Here is an 18413-nt window from a genome sequence, read left to right on the forward strand (position 1 = left end):
ACGCTCAGATGTCCAGGCCATCGTCCATGTTGAACACGAACTCCCGCTCCACGAGCGAGACGATCGGCAATCCGGCGTAGCTCGCCGGAGCGAAGCGCGAGCGCTTCGTGGCCGCGATGCAGAGCTTGTGGAAGGCGCTCGGCGCGTCCGAGATGACCAGGAAGTCGGACGCCGTGCCGTCCAGGTTGAGCAGGAACAACAGCTTGACCTTGAACACGCCGGCATACAGCTGGGCTTCCGAGTCGAGCTCGACCTGCACGTCGTCCAGGATGGCGACCTCCCGGTAGGCGGCGAAATCGAGGGCGGGCAGGGCAAGCAGCGCGTCGACACGCGTCGGGAAGTGCTCGCGGAGGAAGGCATTGCGGGCCGCCACGCCCTCGCTGCCCGGCGCCAATTCCGGCAAGGCGCTCGGGGTCGTGCCCGAGAACACGAGCGTCATCCGCAGCGTGCGCGTTTCGTCGAGCTTCTCGCAGCGCAGCTCCCGCAGCCGGCTCTGCGCCGCCAGCAGCAGGTCGGCCCGCCCAGCCAGGAAATCGACGCTGTCCACACGACCGCGCACGAAACGCGCCTCGACGGTGATCTCGCCCGAAACACGCCGGCCGTTCGCGTCGATCGGCGCATTCGCTTGCAAGACCCGATCGCAGGAGAGCGGCTTCTGGCCGTCCACCTCGACGGCGTGCGCCGACGCCATCGCGAGGGCCGTCGTCAAGACCGCCAGCAAACCCGGCTTCAAGTGGCACATCGCGCGTTTCGAGATCACTGCGCGCTCCGGGCCTGTCGCGCTCACCGCCCGCTCGCCTCGATCCTGATCTCATCCCGGCGGCAGGTGCCGCCGCCGCTGCCGCTCGGCTGATCGCCCAGCAGCTGCTTCAGCGTTCCCCCGGCCTTGTAATCGCGCGGCAGCTTCACCTGGATCTCGGTGAGGTACTGGCCCGAGCACATCAGCTTCACGCTGTCGCGGTACGCGTCGCTGCCGGTCTCGGCCTGCAGCTTCTCGTAGAAGGTGTTGCGCGAGATCGCGCCGCCGATGTTCTGCCGGATGTACTTGCCGACGCCCGAATCGTTGAACTGCTTCACCAGGTCAACCGCGCGGCGGAAATACGCGTCGGGATTCAGCGTCGTCTGGCAGGTGCCGTGCTTGCGCCATTCGTGCTCGCCGAATCCCTTCTCGTACAGGAAATTCGGCATCCACGGACCGATGTAGGCGACCGTCTCCTTCGACAGGGTCATCGGCGCGTTGCCGCAATCGCCGTAGCTGATCCCGCACTGTTGCCGGTTGGGCCACAGGCCGTGCAGCGTCAGGTTGGTCACCTTGAGCTTGCCGTCCTCCATCGCCTCGCACTCGGGCTTGCCCCGCCGCCCGCCCGCCGTCCATTCGCAGAAGCCGGGCTGCCACGACATCGCCAGCACGAAGCTGTCGTACTGGTCCGGCGTCTTGCACATGCCTTGACCGCTGTTCGCCGCCGCGGTGTCGGCCGTTGGAGCGCGCGTGCCGGGGGAGGTCGACGTCGACGTCGACGGAGCACCACCGCCCGCGGCCGCGCCGCAGTCGTTCTGCACCCAGCGCTCCGGCGGTCGGGCGCCCGGCACCTGCACGCGGGTCCAGCCCGCGTTGTGCGATTCCAGTATCGTGTAGCCCGTCCCCGGCGCCAGCTTCGCGCCGTCCGGGTTGGTGCTCTTCCTGAAAGACTGGAACGCCTCGCAGGCCCGCGAGGCGGTGAAGGTGCCGCTCGCGGGATCGGCCCAGGCCGAGGGCAGGACGCTGATCACCAGCGACAGGGCGGCGATTCGGAGGGCAAGGCGCATGGGAGTCAGTCAGTGCTGTCAGGACAGCCGGCTTTGTACGTCATCCGCGCGCTCGGGGGAATTAGCCCGTGGCTAACAGCCTGCCAAGGTCCGGCTAACGTCTGGCCAAGTTCTGGCCGACGTCCGCGTCAGAAGCCGATCGAGATCCCGACGCCCAGCACCCAATCCGCCGTCTGCTTCGTCAGGCCGCGGTTGATCGACGCGTCCAGCTGCAGCTTGCGGTCGACCAGCCAGGTGACGCCGGTGCCCGCCGAGATGCTGCGCCCGCCGTTGCGCTTGGACGCGAGCTGATCGCCCGCGACCTCGACGTAGCCTTTCCACGATTCGGCGATCGGCCAGCCCAGCGAGGCGCCGAGGATGCCGCCGACGAAGTGCTTGCCGTCGTCGCGGCTGTCGCGGTAGAGCCCGCCGATCAGGCCGGCCGACCAGTCGTGCGGCAGGTCCCATTCCGACGTCAGGCGCAGCGACGGACGCAAGCCGTGACCCCGGAAGGCCGACGAGCCGCTGTCCATGTCCACGTTGAGCAGCCAGGCCAGCCCCGGCGTGTTGCGCTCGCCGTCGCCGTCCTGCACGTGCCACTTCACGCCGAGCGCCGTGTCGGCCCAGCCGCTGGCCTTCACCGTGCCGCCGCCGTCCGACGCCCGCAGGCGCTGGTAGCCGTCGGTCTCCACGCGGAACTCCCAGTCCTCGGCGAAGCCGAAGCGCAGCAGCGTCGGCGTCGACCACAGCCGGCTGCGCACGCCGTCGCTCTTGTCGCGTTGATAGCCGAGCCCCGTCTCCAGCAGCGCGCGTCCCTTGCCCACCGTGCTGCTCGATTCGACGAGGCCGGGCTGGTCCGGTTCGATCGCGTCGTCCGGCCCGTCCGCCGCAAGGGCGGGTGCCGACAACGCCGAGAGGGCGGCGAAAAGAAGGCCCGCCAGCGAGCCTCCGGACAGGAAAACGGTGTTCATCGCAAGCTCCCTCCGAATCAGGATGTCGAGGCCATGATCCGTGTTGTCGTCATGGCTGTCGATCCGGTCATTGACCGCCGCTGCGTTCGCCGCCCATCCACCACGACGGCGGCACGCCGGAGGCACCGGTCGCGGGCCCCGAGGCCGCGCCCGACGCCGCTTCCGCGGCCGGCAAGGGCGGCGGCATCGGCCCGATCGTCTTCAGTCCCGCGGCGCCCGCGTACTCGCTGAAGACCCAGTCGGGACCGAAGGGGCCTTCCTCCTGCACCAGCCCGCCGTCCTTGGGCGGCTCGATCTCGGACGGCTTGATGTCCTTCAGCGCGACCTGCATGTACTCGATCCAGGCCGGTAGCGCGACGCCGCCGCCCGACTCGCCCGCACCCAGGCTGCGCGGCTGGTCGTAACCGATCCACACCACCGTCGCCACGCGCCGCTGGAAGCCCGCGAACCAGGCGTCCACCGCGTCGTTGGTCGTGCCGGTCTTGCCGTACAGGTCGTAGCGCTTGAGCGACGCGCTCGCCTTGTAGGCCGTGCCGCGGATCGCCACCTCGCGCAGCAGTGAGCCGGTGATGAAGGCATTGCGCTCGCTGATCGCGCGGCGGTCGTCGGTGAGCTTCTCCGGCTCGGCCTGGAACAGCACCTGGTTCTGCGCGTCCACGATCTTGGTCACCAGCAGCGGCTTGAGCAGATAACCGCCGTTGGCGAAGACCGAATACGCGCTCGCCATCTGCAGCGGCGTCACCGAGCCCGATCCCAGCGCCAGCGTCAGGTTCTCGGGCTGCTTGTCGACGTCGAGGCCGAACTTGCCGGCCCAGGTGCGGCCGCGCGCCGGCGTGAGCTGCTCCAGCACCCGGATCGTGACCATGTTCTTGGACTTGGCCAGCGCCTGGCGCAGCGTCATCGGGCCGTCGAAATTGCCGTCGGAGTTGCGCGGGTTCCAGTCGCCGACCGAGATCGGCGCGTCGTCGACCAGCGTCGCCGGGCTCGCGCCGATCTCCATCGCGCCGGAGTAGAGGAAGGGCTTGAAGCTGGACCCCGGCTGCCGCCAGGCCTGCGTCGCATGGTTGAACTGGTTGCGGTTGAAGTCGAAACCGCCCACCAGCGCCAGGATCTTGCCGGTGTCGGGCTCGACCGAGACCAGCGCGCCCTCGGCCTCCGGCGACTGCGTCACCACCCACGCTCCCTTGGGGAACGCCTTGGTCGGCGCGCCGCGCAGCACGCGGATGATGGAGCCGCGCTGGATGCGCAGGTCGGCCTTGGCCTTGGGCGACAGCGCCGACTGCACCGAGCGCAGGCCTTCGCCCGTGATCTCGATGTCGTCGCCGTCGGACAGGCTCGCCTGGAGCTTGTTGTTCGCGACCTGCGTGACGACCGCCGTGCGCAGGTCGTCGTTGTCCGGATGCTCGTTGAAGACCTGCGAGATCGCGGCATCCTGCTCCTGGGCGTCCATGCCGTCGGGCAGGTCCACGTCTCCCTCCGGACCGCGCCAGGCCTTGCGGCGCTCGTAGTCCATCAGCGTGCGGCGCAGCGCCTTGTACGCGGCGACCTGGTCGTCCATGCGCAGCGTCGTCGTCACGCGCAGGCCGCGGTTGTAGGCGTCCTCGCCGTACTGGGCGTGCACCACCTGACGGACCATCTCCGTCGCGTACTGGCCGTAGGGCAGGCGCTGGTCCTGCACGCTGCGCAGCTTCAGCGGTTCCTCGCGCGCCTGCTTCGCCTGCTCCGGCGTGATCATGCCGACGTCCACCATGCGCATCAGCACCGTCGCCTGGCGGCGCTGGGCCAGCTTCAGGTTGGTGATGGGATTGGCGCGGTAGGGGCTCTGCGGCAGGCCCGCCAGCATCGCCGTCTCCGCGATCGACAGGTCCTTCAGCGACTTGCCGAAGTAGGCCTGCGCCGCCGCCTCGAAGCCGTAGGCCCGCTGACCCAGATAGATCTGGTTCATGTAGACCTCGAGGATCTTGTCCTTGGACAGCTGGCTCTCGATCTTGAAGGCCAGCAGGATCTCGACGATCTTGCGGGTGTAGAGCTTCTTCTTCGTCAGGTAGAGGTCGCGCGCCAGCTGCTGCGTGATCGTCGACGCCCCCTGGCTGCGCGAGGACGAGAACAGGTTGACCCAGAACGCCCGCAGCATCCCCGGCACGTAGACGCCCTGGTGGTCGTAGAAGTTGGTGTCCTCGACGGCCAGCAGCGCCAGCTGCATCTGCTTGGGGATCTTCTCCAGCGGCAGGTAGCTGCGGCGCTCGGTGCCGTACTCGGCGAGCAGCTGGCCGTCCTCCGAGTAGACGCGCAGGGGCTGCTTGGGGTTGTAGTCGGTCAGGCGGTCGAGGTCGGGCAGGCCCGGCCAGATGACGGCCGCCGCGCCGGCCGCCAGCAGCACCACGGCCAGCACGCCGGCGCCGGTCCACACGGCGATGCGTTTCCACGTGGGCAGCTGGCGCAGCGACTCCCGCATCGGCGCGGTGCGGCGCCAGAGCGCGAGGAAGAAGCCGGCCACGGTATGGGCGACCTTGCGGGCGAATTGAGCAATCTGCTGCATGCGGGGCGCACGAGTTCAGGTCGGCGGATTATCGTCAGACATCCGGGGCTGTCCCGGGCTCGGTGCGCACGGCAACAATCCGTACACATAAGACACACCGCCGACCCACAAGGGTGGAAATCGGCGGTCAGGGCATCAACCGTGCCCGAGGTTCAAGGTCAGGAAGACCAGGGCGTTGAGCGCGAAGTGCAGCAGGATGGCCACCTCGATGCGACCGGACAGCGCGTAGGCCAGGCCGTAGCCGAGTCCGGCCAGCATCGCCAGCGCGACGTAGGCGGTCCCGCCAGCCGCGTGGGCCAGGCCGAAGAGCAGGGCGGCCAGCAGGATCGGCAGCCAGCCGTTCATCGTGCGCAGGTCGCTGCCCAGGCGGCGTGCCAGCAGGCCCTGGATGACGCCGCGGAAGGCCACCTCCTCGGCCACGCAGGTCAGGAACAGGTTGGCCGCCAGGAACAGCCCGGCGTTGTCGGGCCAGCGCAGCGTGGGGCGGCCGAGGCCGCCGATCGCGGCCGCGAGCCAGGGCAGGGCGAGCGTCGCGACCAGCACCGCCCAGAGCGCCCAACCGGGCAGGCCCGCCGTGCCGGGCGAAGGCATCGGCAACAGGCCTTCTGAACGGCCTTCGTAACGGCCCTCGGACCGGCGCCGCTGCTGCGAGGCCAATACCGCCAGCATCAGCATGCCGGCGACGCCCTTGTCGAAGTTCAGGTACTTGAGCGTCGGCGGCCGGGCGTCGGAGCTTGTGGTCAGGTAGGTCGGATTCAGGAACCCCGGCAGCAGGTGCAGCGCCAGCGCGAAGCCGATCACCAGCATCAGCAGCATCAGCACCGCCTCGCGACGCGGGCGGTGCCGGGCCTCGATCGCCATCCAGGCCAGGGCGGCCAGCGCGGCCACGGGCACCATCGCGACGATCGTGAGTTGCCCGTGCACCAGCCCGGCGGTGACCGCCATGATCAGCAGGGACAGCCAGGGCCAGGGGGCGCGCACCGGCAGCAGGGTCGCGGCGATCGACAGGCACAGGAGCAGGTGGCTGAGCGGCATCGGGGTGAGGGCGGGGTAAGGGGCGGAGTCGGGTTGTCAGGAGGCAATCGCGCCGCAGTATCCGCGAAGCGGACCGTCTTCCTCCAAGGGGCCTGGCGCAGGCGCCATGGCCTGGCGCTTCCTCTGCCTCGCCGCCTCGCTGAGGTATCGTCCCGCCCCATGCACGAGATGACTTTCTACTGGCACGACTACGAGACCTTCGGACGCGTGCCGCGCCGCGACCGGCCGGCGCAGTTCGCCGGCATCCGCACCGATGCGGACCTGAACGAGATCGGCGATCCGCTGATGGTGTATTGCCAGCCGCCCACCGATTCGCTGCCCGATCCGGAGTCCTGCCTGCTGACCGGCATCCTCCCGCAGACCTGCGCCGAGCAGGGGCTGGCCGAACACCGCTTCGCCGCCGACATCCATGCCGAGCTGTCGCGTCCCGGCACCGTCGGGCTGGGCTACAACACGATCCGTTTCGACGACGAGGTCACGCGTTTCCTGTTCTGGCGCAACCTGATCGATCCCTACGGTCGCGAATGGCAGAACGACTGCGGGCGCTGGGACCTGCTGGACGTCGTGCGCTGCGCCTATGCGCTGCGGCCGGAAGGCATCGAGTGGCCGAAGCACGAGGACGGCCGCCCGTCCTTCAAGCTGGAGCACCTGACCGCCGCCAACGGCCTGGCCCACGAGGCGGCGCACGATGCGCTGTCGGACGTGCGCGCGACGATCGCGCTGGCGCGCCTGATCAAGGAGAAGCAGCCGCGGCTGTGGGACTTCTGCCTGAAGCTGCGCCGCAAGGACGCGGTCTGGGCCGAGATCGGCACGAACCGGCCCTTCCTGCATGTCTCGGGCATGTACGGCACGGAGCGCGGCTGCATCGCGCTGGTCTGGCCGCTGGCGCCGCATCCGACCAACAAGAACGAACTGATCGTCTGGGACCTGGGCAGCGATCCGGCGGAGCTGCTGGCGCTGGACGCCGAGGCGATCCGCCTGCGCATGTACACGAAGCAGGAGCTGCTGCCTGAGGGCGTGACGCGGCTGCCGATCAAGACGATCCACGTCAACAAGTCGCCGATCGTGATCTCGTCGATGAAGATCCTGTCGCCCGAGATGGCGGCCCGCTGGGGCCTGGATCTGGCGCAGGGTCAGGCGCATGCGCAGACGCTGGCGGCGCGCGGCGGAGAGCTGTCGCGGCTCTGGCCGCAGGTGTTCCAGCGTCCGGCGGGCGAGGGCGGCGTGGATGTCGACGAGGACCTGTACGGCGGCTTCGTCTCTAACGAGGACCGTCGGACGCTGGAACGCCTGCGCGGCCTGTCGCCCGAGGCGCTGGCCGACCGCGTCGCACAGGGCAAGGTCGCCTTCGAGGACGGCCGGCTGGACGAGATCCTGTTCCGCTACCGCGCGCGCAACTTCCCCGACAGCCTGACGGCGGACGAGCAGGCGCGCTGGGAGCACCACCGCGCCGCCCGCCTGCACCTGGGCGAGGGCGGGGCGCAGACGCTGGAAGCCTTTTTCGAACGCATCGACACCCTGGCCCAGACCGCCGAGGAGTCGGAAGACGAACGCGCCAGCGACATCCTCTCCGCCTTGTACGACTGGGCGGAGCAAATCGCCCCGCCGCCCCCCTGAAAGCGTGTCCAGCCGCTGACGAGGCCCGGGAACCGGGTCCTTTCCGGGCTTTCCAGGATGGGGCAAAACGGGTACACCTTCGGCATACGCCAGGAGACGACATGCAATCCCAACACGACGCCGCCGACCCGAACGCCGCCCGCATGCGGGCCATGCTGGTGCGGGCGCCGCTGGCCGTGGCCTTCGTGGCCGCCGGCCGCTTCGAGGTGGTCAGCGAGCACTTCAACCACCTGTTCGGCCACGGGGACGAAACCGACCTGACCGGCACCGACCAGCGCGCCTCGGTCGTGTCGGACTCGGCGCATCAGGCGCTGCAGGCCCGCATCGGCACCGCCTTCGGCGCCGGACGGCCGCTGGACGAGGAGGTGGAGTTCGTCCGCCGCGACGGCTCGCGCTTCTGGGGCCGGCTGCAGGCGACGCCGGTGCACTGGGAACAGCCCGCGGGCGAGGCGATGTGGATCCTCGACGACGTCACCGCCGCCCGCCAGCAACGGCTGCAGCCGACCTGGTCGGCCAAGCACGACGACATCACCGAACTCGCCAACCGCCGCGAGATCGAACGCCGCCTCGCCGAACACGTCGGCAGCCGCCGGCACGAGCCGGTGTCGGTGCTGTTCGTCGACATCGACAAGTTCAGCGAGATCATCCAGGGCATGGGGTCGGAGGTCGCCGACCACTTCCTGTACGGGCTCGGTCAGATGCTCATCACCAAGGTGCGCGCGTCCGACACCGTGGCGCGGCTGGAGGACGACCACTTCGTCGTGCTGCTGCCGGACTGCGACCAGCATTACGCCCAGATCGTCGCGGAGAAGATCCGCTCGTCCATCGCCGGCTACCGGCTGCGCTGGGGCCTGCACCGGGCGCGCGTGAAGGCGAGCCTGGGCGTGGTGCAGCTGCAGACGTCGCTGGATACCGTGGACGCGGTGCTCGGCGCCGGGCAGTTGGCCTGCACCGAGGCCAAGGCCGCCGGCGGGGATTCGGTCCGCGTGTTCATCTCGAGCGGGAGCTACGAGGAACTGGCGGGGGCTTGAGGCTCGGTTGAGCGCTTGAGGCTCAGCGCTGGTCGAAGCGCTCTCCCTTTGAGGCGCTCGATCGGACTCCCTCTCCCGCTTGCGGGAGAGGGCGGGGGTGAGGGCCAGCGGCGGTGGCAGTACGCAAGCCTTCTTGCTGACTGCCCAGACCGCGCGCGCTGCGCGCGCTGCGCGCGCCCCTCACCCCACAACCCTCTCCCGCAAGCGGGAGAGGGAGAACACTAGACACGGTCCGTGGGGTGCGGGCGACCGGCTTGGCTCAGTACTCGAACGACGCGTTCACGCTGACCGTGCGCGGCGTGCCGAGCACCAGGTAACCGCTGTTCGGGAAACCGCCCGACGACGCCCAGTAGTTGCGGTCCGCGACGTTGTCGACGCGGGCCCGCAACGTGACCAGGTGACCCCGGACGTCCATCGCGTAACGCGCGCCGACGTCCACGCGGCCCCAACCCGGCACGCTCAGCGTGTTCGTCGCGTTGGCGTAGACGCTGCCGGTGGCGATCACGCGGGCATCGAGGGTCAGGCCTTGCACGCCCGGCACGTTCCATTCGGTGCCGAGGTTCAGCATCGTGCGCGGCACGCCGATGACGCGCTTGCCCTCGGTCGTGGCGACGCCGGTGCTCATCTGCTCCGCATCCAGCCACGTCAGCCCGCCCAGCAGCTTCATCCCGGCCATCGGCTCGCCGAAGGCGGTCAGCTCGATGCCCTGGTGGCGGTCCTCGCCCTGCGCCTCGAAGCCCAGCGTGCTCGTCACCACGCCGCGCGGCTTGGCCGTCGAGAAGAACGCCAGCCCGCCGCCCACGCGCCCGGCGTCGACCTTCAGACCGACTTCCTTCTGCTTGGACAGGTAGGGATCCAGCACCTTGCCGATCGCGGCCGTCGCGGTCGAGGGCGCCGAGTCGCCCTGCGTCAGGCCTTCGATGTAGTTGCCGTAGACCGAGAGCCACTGGCTGAACTTGAACACGACGCCGCCCATCGGGCTGGTCTTGCTGCGGTCGTAGGGCGCGCCCGGCGCGCCGGTGTTGTACGCGTAGGTCCGCAGGTCCAGCGACTGGTGCCGCGCGCCCAGCGTCACGCGCAAGGAGTCGTCCAGCATCACCAGCGTGTCGGCCACGGCGAGGCTGCGCAGGCGGGTCATGCCGGTCGTGGCGGGATCCTCCAGCCGGTTGCTGATCGAGATCAACGCCGGCAGCGGCGCCGAACCCTCGCCGTAGAGGTTGGTCGGGATCAGGCGCGGCGTGGCGGTCGTCGTGGAGACGCCGAAGGCGGCGCGCTTGTCCAGCCGGAAGGCGTTCGCCGACACCACCAGCTCATGCTTCACCGGCCCGGTGGTCAGCAGGCCGCGCAGGCCGACCTCGCCGGTGCGGACGCGGTCCTCGCGGGTGTTGTCGAAGCGGGAGGTCGTGCCCGCGCCGGTCGTGCTGTTGGTCAGCGTCAGGTTGGCCAGCGAATTGGCCTCGTCGCTGCTGCGCGCGCCGGCAGCGAACCACGCGGTCCAGCCGGTGCCGAGCCAGCGGTCCAGATCGACCTCGCCGCGCAGCGTGCCGAACAGGTCGCGCTCGTTCGAATAGGTCCACGGCTGCGCCCAGTTGGACTCGCTGTCCGGCGCCGTCGGCACCGCCGTCGCGGTCGCGCCCAGCGTGACATTGGTGCGGGTGCGCTTGAGCTTGTGGTCCTGGTAACCGACATCGGCGGACAGGCGCACATCGCGGCTGCGCCAGTCCAGGCCGACCGAGGCCATGCCGAGGTTGACGCTTTCCTTGTCCACGCTGGTGTCGCCCGCGCGCGAGGCCAGGTTGACACGCACCCCAGTGGCGTTGTCCGGGCCGAAGCGCCGGGCGACGTCCACCGCAAGGATGGTCTGCCCGCCGCTGGCGGTGCCCACCGTCATCTGCGTCAGCGGCTGGCTGGGCGCGCGCTTGGGCAGCAGGTTGATCGAGCCGCCGATGGCGTCGCTGTTGGGCGTGGAGCCGTTGAGGAAGGCCGAGGCGCCGCGCAGCACCTCGACGCGTTCGAACAGTTCCGCCGAGATGTACTGGCGCGGCAGCAGGCCGTACAGGCCGTTGTAGGCGACGCTGTCGGAGTTCAGGATGAAGCCGCGGATGAAGTAGCTTTCCTGGAAATTGCCGAAGCCGCGCGCGACGCGCACGCCGGGGTCGTTCAGGAGCACGTCGCCGACGCTGTGGGCCTGCGTGTTCTGGATCAACTCGTTGGTGTAGGCCGTCGTGCTGAACGGCGTGCTCATGAGGTCCTGGTTGCCCAGCAGGCCGACCCGGCCGCCGCGCGCCACCTGGCCGCCGGCGTAGGACTTGATCAGGCCGCCGCGCGAGGCGTCCGCGCTGGCTTCGACGACGACCTTCTGCAACTGGGTCGTGGCGGCCGCCGAGGCCGACGAGGCCGCGGCTTCTGGCGGGGGCGGCACCGCCTGGGCGAAGGCGCCGCCGTGGACGGCGGCGGTCAGGGCAAGCGCCAGCGGCGCAAAGACAGGTCGGAAGGCAGCGGAAGGCGTCACGATGAGAAAGGTTCGCAGATAAGAATTACTCTCATTATCTGGACATCCCTCTCGTCAACCCGACCCGAAAGGAGGAGGTCGGCGGATCAGCAACAGGTGTTGTGCGCTGGACGGATCGTCGATCGACAGAAAAAGCGGGAATTTCAATTTCTTTTCTAAAGATCGCCCAGGAAGTGCCGATGACGGCGGGATACCTGGTCGCTTGAGGCCGGGAACCTGGGAAAAACGCCATGTCCAACGTCAGCCTGTCGACCGCCTTGTCCGGCATGTCCGCCGCCAACGAGCGCCTGCGCGCCTCGGCGAACAACGTCGCCAACGCCGCCACGCCGGGCTACCGCCGAGAGCGGATCGAGGCCCAGACGGCCGAGGACGGCAACGGCGTCACGACCAAGGTCGAGAAGCTGCCGGAACCGGGCGCCGACCTCGCGGCGGACATCGTCGAACAGAAGTCGGCGACCTATGCCTTCGTCGGCAACCTGCGGGTGCTGCAGACGCAGATCCGGGCCGAGGGCGCGCTGCTCGACATCCACGTCTGATCTTTCGCTCCCAATGACAAACGGCCGCTTCGAGCGGCCGTTGTCGTTTCTGGAGACAAGGCCCCGTTCAGGGCTTCAACTCGAACAGCGAGGACCCGTCGCCGTTGTCCCGGACCCGGGTCACCTGCGGCGTGTCCTTCAGGTGCGCCGCCGCGCCGTTGCCGGACACGAACTGCATCGCCACGCCCGGCACGGGTCGGATGCGCCAGGACGAGGCGGCGACCGCCGCGCTCAGCGACGGCTGGGCCGCCAGGAAGTGCGCCAGGGCTTCGCGCGTCTCGTCCGGGGCGTCGACGACGACCTTGTCCGACGCCAGCGCCGGGAAATGCCCGCCGCCGTAGGCGCGGTAGTTGTTCGTGACGACGAGGAAGTCCGCGCGCTCGTCCAGCGGCTGGCCGCGCCAGCTCAGGTTCACGACGCGCTGTCCGTCGCCCACGCGTTTGCCATCCTTGTCGAAGCGCGCGGGCTGCGTCAGGTCGAGCTCGTAGCGCAGGGCGCCGTCCTGCCCCAGCATCATGTCGAAGTTGAAGCTCGGATAGCTCGTGTCCACGACGTCCTGACGCGCGGGCCCCTGCGGATCGATGCGGCGGAACTGCCCGGCGGACATCTCCAGCCAGTCGCGCACCTGCGCGCCGCTCAGCTTCACGACCTTGATCGTGTTCGGGTAGACGTAGAGGTCGGCCACATGCTTGATCGCGACCGGTCCCGCCGGGATGTCGGTGTACTGCGTCCATCCCTGGCGTCCGCCGGACTTGAACGGCGCGGCGACGCTGAGCATCGGCAGCTTCTCCAGCGCCGTGCCCTGGACGGCCTTCAGCGCGTAGGCCAGTTGCGCCTGCGCGACCAGGCGCACGGCGGTGCCGTCGAGCACCTGCGAGAAGTAGCTCTGGATCGGCTGGTCGGCGACCGCGACTTGGCTGCGGACGTAGTCCAGCGTCGCCTGATGCTCGGTGGCGATGACGGCGGCCGGCATCGGGTCGGCCTCGACCAGCGGCTTGCGCGCGGTCCGGTCGAAGATCGGGCGCAGGCTCGACTGGCTGTCCACCACGTGCCAGGTCTTGCCGGTCTGCTTCAGCGTGAGGTCGACGATGCCGAGGTGATCGCCCCAACGACCGGGCATCACAGCCGGCGTTCCATAGAGCTGGCCCTTGGCGAGGTCCACGCCCGGATAACCGGCGAAGGTCGGACCCGGGAACTCGGTATGGGCGTGCCCCAGCAGCAGCGCGTCCACGCCCTTCACCCTGGCGAGCTGGGCGGCCATGTTCTCGGACAGCTTGGGCAGCTCGGTCTTGTCGATGCCGGTGTGGGCGATGACGACGACCAGGTCGGCGCCGCGCCTGCGCAGCTCGGCGACCTGCTCGGCGGCGGCGTCGACCATGTCGCGCACCCGCACCTTGCCGGCGAGGTTCTGGCGGTCCCATTCCAGGATCTGCGGCGGCGTCACGCCGACGACGCCGATCTTGAGCCCGTGGTCCTTGCCGGTCTCGTCGCGCATCGTGCGCTCGAGCATCACGCTGGGCGTGAACGCATGACGGCGGCCGTCGGCCTCCATCACGTTGGCGTTGAGGTAGGGGAAGTTGGCCCCGGCGATGGCCTGGCGCAGGAAGGGCAGGCCGTAGTTGAACTCGTGGTTGCCGAGGTTGGCGGCGTCCACGTCCAGCAGGTTCAGGATCTTGTAGGCGGGGTGGACGTCCCCGGCCTTCAGCGGTTTCACGCGCGCGACGACGTCGCCCAGCGGATTGCCCTGCAGCAGGTCGCCGTTGTCGAACAGCAGGCTGTTGGGCGCCTCGGCGCGGGCGCGGTGGATCAGCGTGATCGTCTTGGCCAGGCCGAACTCCTGGGCCGGGCGGTCCTGGTAGTAGTCGTAGTTCAGCAGGTTCATGTGGATGTCGCTGGTCTCCAGCACGCGGAGCTTGAGCTCCGCGGCGGACAGCGGCATCGGCAGGACACCGAGTCCGGCCAGGGCGATCAGCGCCAGCACCCCGGCCTTGGCGCGGCAGGCGCCCGTGGACGTCGCGCGCATCGGGTCAGGCCCAGTCGGTGCCGGCGACCAGCGCGGCGATCGCGCGCTGGAAGCCGTCGGCGTCGATCGCGTCGAAGCGCGCGGGCTCGGGGCTGTCGAGGTCGAAGACCCCGCGCAGCCGGCCGCCGGCGACGAGGGGCAGCACCAGTTCCGATCGCGAGGCCGCGTCGCAGGCGATGTGGCCGGGGAAGGCGTGCACGTCCTCGACGAGCTGGACCTCCTGTGTCCGTGCGCAGGCGCCGCAGACGCCGCGGCTGAAGGCGATGCGCACGCAGGCGACCTTGCCCTGGAACGGGCCGAGGACGAGTTCCTGGTCGTTCTTCGGATTCACGAGGTAGAAGCCGGCCCAGTTCAGCGTCGGGACGGCGTTGAAGACCAGCGCGGAGAACTGCGCCAGGTTGGCGAGCCAGTCGCGCTCGCCATGCAGCAGGGCCTGGGTCTGGGCGACCAGGGTGTCGTACGAGGCGCGCTTGGCCTCGGGGCTGGACATGTCCAGCAGCGGAGTGGGTTCGAAGCTCATGGGGCGGGATTGTGGCGGAGGTCATGCCGGACGGTCGTCCGTCACGGCGAGAATGCGCCCCGCTTCCAGGGAGATTCCAGGGAGGTTCAAGGGAGATCGGAACGATGAACGCACGAGGGAAGGCGGCGCTGCTGGCCGTCGCGATGGGGGTGTCGATCGCGGTCGGCGGCCGCGCTCAGGCCGACACGACGGCGACCGACGCGGTCCCCGCATCCGCGGCGGCGCCGGCTTCGCCGCTGCTGGGCCCGGACGAGCAGGTGGGCTGGGTGACGCAGGCCGAGTGGTCACGCCGCTGGTGGGAATGGGCCATGTCCTTCGACGACGACCTGAGTCCCGTGGCCGACCGGACCGGGATCCAGTGCGGCAATCGACAGTCGGGCGACGTGTTCTTCCTCGCGGGCACCTACGGCACGGCCCGCACCGTGCGCACCTGCCGCGTCCCCGCGGACAAGTACCTGTTCTTTCCGCTGATCAACTATGTCTTCACGCCGACGCGCACCGGCATGCCGAGCTGCGCGCAGGTGACGCGTGATGCCGAGCGGATCACCGAGGGGGCCGAGATGCTGGTGCTGGAGGTGGACGGCGTGCGCTACGCCGATCTCCGCCGCCACCGGCAGGCCAGCCCGGAATGCTTCAACGCCTGGGCGCGGCATCCCAGCGGCGCGCGGCTCTTCCCTTCCGCATCGAACGGCTACTACGTGATGCTGAAGCCGCTTCCGCGCGGCCGGCACACGCTGAACTTCGGCGGCGCGCTGCCGCGCATGTCGCAGGCGGTCAGCTATACGTTGATCGTCGAGTAGTCTCGTTGCAAGCGCTGACCCGGTGCGTCGCGCCGCTCAGCCCCACAGCGCGGGCTTGTTCACCATCAGGTAGAAGACGACGAGCACCGCGATGAAGGCCGGGTAGCCCAGGCCTTCCCACCAGCGCGCGTAGCGCCAGTACAGCGCCGGCAGCGGCTGGCCGCTGGCGAGCGCCGCGTCGGCCATCCGCGACAGCCGGATCTGCAGCCACACCACCGGCAGCCAGCAGGCGCCGGCGATCAGGTAGAGCCCGATGGACAGCGCCAGCCACGGCGTGTCCAGCGCCCAGCCGGCGGTCATCGCCAGCCAGACGCCGGTCACCGGCTGCACGATCACCGCGGGCGTCGTGAACCAGAGGTCCGCGCGCTTGACCAGCCGCGCCACCACCGCCTGCGCCGCCAGCGAGCCGCTGCGGTTCGCGAAGAACAGGTAGAAGGCCGAGCCGAAGCCGGTGCCCGCCAGCAGCACGCTCGACACGATGTGCAGCCACTTGATCACGAGGTAGGTGTTCATTTTTTTTCCTCAGGCCGGCGCGTCCTCGTCGAGGATCAGCAGCAGGATCGCCACCGGCAGGTTCTTGGTCAGGCCGCCCAGCGGGTCCAGCCACAGCGCGGGCAGGATCACCGTCGCCACCGCCGTCATCAGCAGCATCATCCCGCCCGCCAGGCGGTACACCCAGCGGCGATGCCAGCGCCACATCGCCGCCCCGATCAGCAGGTCGACGAGGGCGCCCGCCACGATGACCGGCGCGATCCAGGCTTCGGGCGTCTGGGCGGCCACCATCAGGTCGCGGCTGCGGCCGTCGAGTTCGACCAGGCTGGCCGCGCCGGTGGCGAGCCACAGCGCGATCAGTCCCGCCCGCGCGACGACGCGCGTGCGGCGGTGCCGGAAGTTCACACGTCCGATGCCCATGCGGCCTCCACGAAGCGTTCGACGGGCAAGGCCGGCCGGCCGAGCAAGCGCCCGAACACGGCGGCGTCGCCGACGTTGTCCTGCTCCAGCAGGGCCAGGCTCTCGCTGCTCCACGGCTGGCTGCTGACGAAGTCGCCCAGGCGGGCGCTCCAGCGGCTGGGCGCGTCGGGGAGCGGGATCACGCGCGCGGGCGGCTGCCCGCGCTGGCGCCGGAGTTCGCCGATGAAGGCCGACAGGCTCAGCGCGCGCGGGCCGACGGCCGTCACGATCTCCGGCCCGCCGTCCTGCAGCAGCCGCAGCACCGCCTGCGCGACATCGGCGACGGCGACCGGCTGGACCTGGGCCTGGACGGCCGCGCGGGGCAGCACCAGCACCGGCAGCCGGGCCAGGTTCATGAACAGCGCGGCGCTCGCGCCGCCGCGACCGAAGACGATGCTCGGGCGCAGGACGTTGCCGTTGAGGCGGCCTTCGGCGCGCAGGCGCAGCAGGACCTCGTCCGCGGCGCGCTTGGTGCTCGCGTAACGCGTGGGACTGTGCGCCACGCCGTTCGCGGAGATCTGGATCACCCGTGCCACGCCGGCCCGGGCGCAGGCCTCGAACAGCGCGGCGGGCGCCCGGTGGTGGATAGGTTCGAGCTGGCGGCGCGGCGTGTCGCGCAACACGCCGACCGCGTTGACGACGGCATCGAAGCCGGTCACCCGTGGCAGCCAGACGTCGGGGGACAGGTCTTGCTGGAAGTCCTGCGTGCGGGAATCGCCTTCGGTCACGGCCAGGCCCGCCTCGCGCAGCGAGCGCACGACGCGGCGCCCGACGAAGCCGCTGGCGCCGCAGACCAGGACCGATCGGATCGCGGGGGTGCTCATGAGGCGTCTCCAGTGTTGTCACGCCGCACGTGGTGCGGATGCGGGTGGGGATGGAATTCGCAGGCGTCGTCGCGGCACGCGGAGCGCCCGGCGCGCCGTTCCGCCGCGCGGCGCAAGCCGGTCTCGAAGACCAGCCGCACGATCGGACGAGGGATGCGGTAGCGGTTGCGGGCGACGACCGGGTAGGCGCGGTCGCACAGGGTCCGCAGCACCGGCAGGTCCATGATCCGCGCGATCCAGCCGAGTTGCGCGCCGCGGTAGGCCAGACGGATTGCGTCGGCGCCGATCGCAAGGCCGCCGTCGGCGCGCACGCCGTGCATCAGGTCCATCAGCGCGCGCAGGTCCGTGCCCGGTGGGAAGGCGGTGAATCCCGGCTCCGAGATGTCCACGAAGCGCAGCAGGCCGGCCGTGTTGCGCAGCATCAGGTTGTGCATCTCGCCGCTGCAGACGGGGCAGGCGCCGTCGAAATACAGGGTCAGCGGATAGACCGCCAGATCATGGCCGGGGCCGGGGCCGGGGCCGGGACCGGGGTCGGCGAGGGGAGTGGTGCTGGCTCGCATGGCGTCCTCCTGTTGTGGTGTGTTTGATATTTCAGTAGAGACAGAAATTCGTGCTCAAAAAAAGGGGCGGGTCAGGTCCCGTCCCCGCGCACGAAGCGCTGCACGCTCGCGCCGAGTTTGAGCACCTTTTCCAAGGTCGACGGCGAGAGCCGCATCATTTCCTCGGACCAGGCGCCCAGCGTCTGCATCAGGCGCAGGCACTCGCGCACGCGGTCCTGGGCGTCGGGGGATTCATCCTGGAACCCCTCGTCGGCGACGAGTTCCGAGAGCATGCGCACGGTCGGGTCGAACTCCCGGTGCTTGCGCTCGCGGACGATGGTGCGCAGCAGCTCCCAGACGTCGGCGGTCGTCTCGAAATAATCGCGCCGGTCGCCCAGCACATGGGTCACGCGGATCAGGTTCCAGCTCTGCAGTTCCTTGAGGCTGGTGCTGACGTTCGAGCGGGCGACCGACAGTGTCTCGGCCAGTTCCTCCGCGTTGAGCGGCCGGCCATGGAAGTAGAGCAGCGCATGGATCTGCGCCACGGTGCGGTTGACGCCCCAGGCGCTGCCCATCTCGCCCCAATGCAGGACGAAGCGGCGGGCGGTGTCGGTGAGTTCCATTGCCTCGCACTTTAGCTTGTCAGATGTTTCTGTCAATACAGAAACGACGGGTTCGCGAACCTCGCCGACCTGGATCCGGCGCGCGCGACCTGGGCGTGTCAATGGCG

The 18413-nt window shown here is 69.7% G+C and carries 17 protein-coding genes; 4 read left to right on the forward strand and 13 right to left on the reverse strand.

What is annotated here, in order from left to right:
- Positions 1 to 4 precede the first annotated feature (4 nt).
- The 5 genes from AC07O8_RS17910 to AC07O8_RS17930 all read right to left on the reverse strand — a co-directional run bounded on the left by AC07O8_RS17910 (position 5) and on the right by AC07O8_RS17930 (position 6330).
- Positions 5 to 760: a hypothetical protein gene (locus tag AC07O8_RS17910; RefSeq protein WP_495049323.1), complete on the reverse strand. Its 756-nt coding sequence runs from the start codon at positions 758 to 760 to the stop codon at positions 5 to 7.
- Between the two features lie 23 nt (positions 761 to 783).
- Positions 784 to 1806, reverse strand: coding sequence for a ribonuclease T2 family protein (locus AC07O8_RS17915; protein WP_495049324.1), 1023 nt, complete (start codon positions 1804 to 1806; stop codon positions 784 to 786).
- A gap of 128 nt (positions 1807 to 1934) precedes the next feature.
- Positions 1935 to 2756 carry a transporter gene (locus tag AC07O8_RS17920; protein ID WP_495049325.1) on the reverse strand — a complete coding sequence of 274 codons (822 nt, stop codon included), beginning with the start codon at positions 2754 to 2756 and terminating at the stop codon, positions 1935 to 1937.
- Positions 2757 to 2823: 67 nt separating this feature from the next.
- The gene (locus tag AC07O8_RS17925) at positions 2824 to 5295 is read right to left on the reverse strand and encodes a penicillin-binding protein 1A (protein WP_495049326.1); all 2472 of its coding nucleotides are present in this window, start codon (positions 5293 to 5295) and stop codon (positions 2824 to 2826) included.
- 135 nt (positions 5296 to 5430) lie between these two features.
- Positions 5431 to 6330, reverse strand: coding sequence for a CPBP family intramembrane glutamic endopeptidase (locus AC07O8_RS17930; protein ID WP_495049327.1), 900 nt, complete (start codon positions 6328 to 6330; stop codon positions 5431 to 5433).
- Between the two features lie 159 nt (positions 6331 to 6489).
- Here AC07O8_RS17930 and sbcB point away from each other — a divergent pair, with 159 nt between their 5' ends.
- A complete protein-coding gene (gene sbcB, locus AC07O8_RS17935) occupies positions 6490 to 7947 on the forward strand; it encodes an exodeoxyribonuclease I (protein WP_495049328.1) in 1458 nt (485 codons plus the stop codon).
- 101 nt (positions 7948 to 8048) lie between these two features.
- Positions 8049 to 8978: a GGDEF domain-containing protein gene (locus AC07O8_RS17940; protein WP_495049329.1), complete on the forward strand. Its 930-nt coding sequence runs from the start codon at positions 8049 to 8051 to the stop codon at positions 8976 to 8978.
- Between the two features lie 259 nt (positions 8979 to 9237).
- Here AC07O8_RS17940 and AC07O8_RS17945 read toward each other — a convergent pair whose 3' ends face one another.
- Positions 9238 to 11493 carry a TonB-dependent receptor gene (locus AC07O8_RS17945; RefSeq protein ID WP_495049480.1) on the reverse strand — a complete coding sequence of 752 codons (2256 nt, stop codon included), beginning with the start codon at positions 11491 to 11493 and terminating at the stop codon, positions 9238 to 9240.
- Positions 11494 to 11720: 227 nt separating this feature from the next.
- On the opposite strand from AC07O8_RS17945, the gene AC07O8_RS17950 reads away from it, so the two are divergent.
- Positions 11721 to 12026 carry a flagellar basal body protein gene (locus AC07O8_RS17950; RefSeq protein WP_331614553.1) on the forward strand — a complete coding sequence of 102 codons (306 nt, stop codon included), beginning with the start codon at positions 11721 to 11723 and terminating at the stop codon, positions 12024 to 12026.
- Positions 12027 to 12093: 67 nt separating this feature from the next.
- On the opposite strand, the gene AC07O8_RS17955 is transcribed toward AC07O8_RS17950, so the two are convergent.
- Positions 12094 to 14049, reverse strand: a complete 1956-nt coding sequence (locus AC07O8_RS17955; protein ID WP_495049330.1) for a bifunctional 2',3'-cyclic-nucleotide 2'-phosphodiesterase/3'-nucleotidase — start codon at positions 14047 to 14049, stop codon at positions 12094 to 12096.
- Positions 14050 to 14053: 4 nt separating this feature from the next.
- Complete coding sequence (locus tag AC07O8_RS17960) at positions 14054 to 14569, reverse strand: GAF domain-containing protein (protein ID WP_495049331.1); 516 nt, start codon at positions 14567 to 14569, stop codon at positions 14054 to 14056.
- 104 nt (positions 14570 to 14673) lie between these two features.
- Here AC07O8_RS17960 and AC07O8_RS17965 point away from each other — a divergent pair, with 104 nt between their 5' ends.
- Positions 14674 to 15369 (forward strand): hypothetical protein, encoded by a 696-nt coding sequence (locus tag AC07O8_RS17965; RefSeq protein ID WP_495049332.1) that lies wholly within the window; start codon positions 14674 to 14676, stop codon positions 15367 to 15369.
- 36 nt (positions 15370 to 15405) lie between these two features.
- Here the strand turns inward: AC07O8_RS17965 and AC07O8_RS17970 are convergent, their stop codons facing one another.
- The 5 genes from AC07O8_RS17970 to AC07O8_RS17990 form a co-directional block, all read right to left on the reverse strand.
- Positions 15406 to 15882, reverse strand: a complete 477-nt coding sequence (locus AC07O8_RS17970) for a DUF2269 family protein (protein WP_495049333.1) — start codon at positions 15880 to 15882, stop codon at positions 15406 to 15408.
- A 9-nt stretch (positions 15883 to 15891) separates the two neighbouring features.
- Complete coding sequence (locus AC07O8_RS17975) at positions 15892 to 16281, reverse strand: DoxX-like family protein (RefSeq protein ID WP_495049334.1); 390 nt, start codon at positions 16279 to 16281, stop codon at positions 15892 to 15894.
- Positions 16263 to 17144, reverse strand: coding sequence for an NAD-dependent epimerase/dehydratase family protein (locus AC07O8_RS17980; protein WP_495049335.1), 882 nt, complete (start codon positions 17142 to 17144; stop codon positions 16263 to 16265). The genes AC07O8_RS17975 and AC07O8_RS17980 overlap by 19 nt, the downstream gene beginning before the upstream one ends.
- Positions 17141 to 17704, reverse strand: coding sequence for a thiol-disulfide oxidoreductase DCC family protein (locus AC07O8_RS17985; protein ID WP_495049336.1), 564 nt, complete (start codon positions 17702 to 17704; stop codon positions 17141 to 17143). Before AC07O8_RS17985 ends, AC07O8_RS17980 begins: the two co-directional genes overlap by 4 nt.
- Before the next feature lie 71 nt (positions 17705 to 17775).
- Positions 17776 to 18306: a GbsR/MarR family transcriptional regulator gene (locus AC07O8_RS17990; protein ID WP_331614561.1), complete on the reverse strand. Its 531-nt coding sequence runs from the start codon at positions 18304 to 18306 to the stop codon at positions 17776 to 17778.
- Positions 18307 to 18413 lie beyond the last annotated feature (107 nt).

It is taken from the genome of Roseateles sp. GW821-FHT09G09 (assembly GCF_059415965.1).

What these genes read in the sequence shown, in the direction of transcription:
- AC07O8_RS17915 (WP_495049324.1), bottom strand. Translation starts at nt 1,806, where the DNA reads ATGCGCCTTGCCCTCCGAATCGCCGCCCTGTCGCTGGTGATCAGCGTC.
- AC07O8_RS17920 (WP_495049325.1), bottom strand. Translation starts at nt 2,756, where the DNA reads ATGAACACCGTTTTCCTGTCCGGAGGCTCGCTGGCGGGCCTTCTTTTC.
- AC07O8_RS17925 (WP_495049326.1), bottom strand. Translation starts at nt 5,295, where the DNA reads ATGCAGCAGATTGCTCAATTCGCCCGCAAGGTCGCCCATACCGTGGCC.
- AC07O8_RS17930 (WP_495049327.1), bottom strand. Translation starts at nt 6,330, where the DNA reads ATGCCGCTCAGCCACCTGCTCCTGTGCCTGTCGATCGCCGCGACCCTG.
- sbcB (WP_495049328.1), top strand. Translation starts at nt 6,490, where the DNA reads ATGCACGAGATGACTTTCTACTGGCACGACTACGAGACCTTCGGACGC.
- AC07O8_RS17940 (WP_495049329.1), top strand. Translation starts at nt 8,049, where the DNA reads ATGCAATCCCAACACGACGCCGCCGACCCGAACGCCGCCCGCATGCGG.
- AC07O8_RS17950 (WP_331614553.1), top strand. Translation starts at nt 11,721, where the DNA reads ATGTCCAACGTCAGCCTGTCGACCGCCTTGTCCGGCATGTCCGCCGCC.
- AC07O8_RS17955 (WP_495049330.1), bottom strand. Translation starts at nt 14,049, where the DNA reads ATGCGCGCGACGTCCACGGGCGCCTGCCGCGCCAAGGCCGGGGTGCTG.
- AC07O8_RS17960 (WP_495049331.1), bottom strand. Translation starts at nt 14,569, where the DNA reads ATGAGCTTCGAACCCACTCCGCTGCTGGACATGTCCAGCCCCGAGGCC.
- AC07O8_RS17965 (WP_495049332.1), top strand. Translation starts at nt 14,674, where the DNA reads ATGAACGCACGAGGGAAGGCGGCGCTGCTGGCCGTCGCGATGGGGGTG.
- AC07O8_RS17970 (WP_495049333.1), bottom strand. Translation starts at nt 15,882, where the DNA reads ATGAACACCTACCTCGTGATCAAGTGGCTGCACATCGTGTCGAGCGTG.
- AC07O8_RS17975 (WP_495049334.1), bottom strand. Translation starts at nt 16,281, where the DNA reads ATGGGCATCGGACGTGTGAACTTCCGGCACCGCCGCACGCGCGTCGTC.
- AC07O8_RS17980 (WP_495049335.1), bottom strand. Translation starts at nt 17,144, where the DNA reads ATGAGCACCCCCGCGATCCGATCGGTCCTGGTCTGCGGCGCCAGCGGC.
- AC07O8_RS17985 (WP_495049336.1), bottom strand. Translation starts at nt 17,704, where the DNA reads ATGCGAGCCAGCACCACTCCCCTCGCCGACCCCGGTCCCGGCCCCGGC.
- AC07O8_RS17990 (WP_331614561.1), bottom strand. Translation starts at nt 18,306, where the DNA reads ATGGAACTCACCGACACCGCCCGCCGCTTCGTCCTGCATTGGGGCGAG.